Consider the following 1,439-nt stretch of genomic DNA (forward strand, 5'->3'; position numbering starts at 1 on the left):
AACACGAGGAAGAGCAGGAAGAACGGCGCGATCATCAGGTACGGCATGTAGCGCATGTCGAAGCGGTACAGCCGGTCGCGCCAGGTCATCCGCCGGTCGCCGGCACTGCCGCCCTGCGGCGCGGGTGGGCGGCGGGGCGGTGCGGCACGGGTGCTGGACATCTGTTCACTCCAGGGCCGGGAGATCGGACGGTGACGGGGCGGGCCGGGCCGCCCCGTCACCGCTGACACGTCAGGACTTCGCGGCCTTCTCGGCCTCCTTGACCGCCTCGTTCCAGGCGGCGTCGGACTTGAGCGACTTGTTCTCCACCCGCCGGATCACGTTCTCCACCGCCACCCGGGTCGGGCCGTTCTTGCGGCCCAGGTACTGCGGGGTGAGGCCCTGCGCCATCTTCGGGAAGATCTGGCCGACCGGGGCGTCGTTGAAGAACGGGTTCTTGAAGTCGGCGATGGCCGGGTCGGTGTAGAGCGCCGGCTGCGACGGGAGGTTGCCGACCTTCTTGAAGATCTCGATCTGCTGCTCCGGCGCGACCAGCCAGGTCAGCAGCTTGTACGCCTCGTCGACGTTCTTGCCCTGCTTCGGCAACGTCAGGAACGATCCGCCCCAGTTGCCGCCGCCACCCGGTACCGCGGCGATGTCCCACTTGCCCTCGGTGCCGGGCGCGGTGTCCTTGATGTGGCCGAGCATCCAGGCCGGGCAGGCGAGCACCGCGAACGCGCCGCTGGTGAAGCCCTTGTCCCAGTCGGCCTGGAAGCTGACCAGGTTCGCCGAGAGCCCGGCGCCGACGGCCTTGACCGTGTAGTCGAACGCGACTTTCGGGCCCTGCTCCATCCGGAGCTGGTCCTGCTCGTCGTAGAACCCGACCGGCTGCTGACCGAGGATCGGGTTGAACAGGTTGGTGCCGGCGTCGATGAACTTCTTCTTCGTCGTGGTGGTGTACTGCTGGCCGACCTCGATGAACCTGTCCCAGGTGGGCCAGAGCGCTGACACCTGGTCGCGTTCGGTGGGCAGGCCGGCGGCCTTGAACAGGTCGGTGCGGTAGCACATGGCCAGGCCGCCGACGTCGGTGCCGAGGCCGATCTGCGTCTTGCCGTCCGCCGACAGCGACTGCTTCCACTTCCAGGGCAGGTACTTGCTCTCGTACGAGCCGGCGCCCTTGTCGAGCAGGTTGACGAACTTGTCGGACTGGCTTCGGAACTGGACCATGAAGCCCTCGTCGATCGCCGCGATGTCCGGCGCGCCGTTGCCCGCGACGAGCTTCTTCTGCAGGTCCTCGTGCTGGGCGTTGTACTCGCCCGAGTTGAGCTGGATCTTGACGTTCGGATGTTCGGCCTCGTACCTGGCCTTGAGGTCCTGGAGCCCGAAGTCGCCCCAGAAGTTGATTTTCAGCGTGACCTGACCACCGGCCGGGTCAGAGCCGCCGGTGGTGCTCCTGCCGC

1 protein-coding gene is annotated in these 1,439 nt (G+C 67.3%); it reads right to left on the reverse strand.

Annotated elements, in window-relative coordinates:
* Window positions 1-231 precede the first annotated feature (231 nt).
* Window positions 232-1,439: extracellular solute-binding protein (locus KBX39_RS31105; RefSeq protein ID WP_210873978.1), on the reverse strand; the 1,208-nt coding region annotated here is incomplete at its 5' end.

The sequence above is a fragment of the Micromonospora sp. D75 genome, assembly GCF_018070405.1.
In the GTDB taxonomy this organism is placed as follows: Bacteria; Actinomycetota; Actinomycetes; order Mycobacteriales; family Micromonosporaceae; genus Micromonospora; species Micromonospora chalcea.